1 protein-coding gene is annotated in these 217 nt (G+C 45.2%); it reads right to left on the bottom strand.

Going from position 1 to position 217, the window contains the following annotated elements:
- The coding region (locus tag AB4583_RS21410; RefSeq protein WP_372119293.1) for a hypothetical protein at positions 1-217 on the bottom strand (217 nt) is incomplete at both ends.

Raw genomic sequence — 217 nt, 5'->3', positions numbered from 1 at the left:
AACTCCGTTGGTTCAATACGAAAGCTTGTCACATCATCACTTTGAGTGGTGTAAGTAATAGTTTGAGTTGAACTCACCGCGCTGCCACTTGGTGCAGAGCCATCACTCAGATTTGTTTCCGACAAGTTCACAGTTGGAACATTATCAATGGTTGGGATATCACCATCGGTAATGGTCAACGTGACGGTTGAGGTCAACACATCGTTATCGGAGTCAC

Origin of the sequence: Vibrio sp. 10N.222.49.C12 (genome assembly GCF_041475025.1) — a bacterium.
In the GTDB taxonomy this organism is placed as follows: Bacteria; Pseudomonadota; Gammaproteobacteria; order Enterobacterales; family Vibrionaceae; genus Vibrio; species Vibrio crassostreae_C.
The sequence above is the reverse complement of the archived record's forward strand: the minus strand, read 5'-3'. Positions and strand labels throughout refer to the sequence as shown.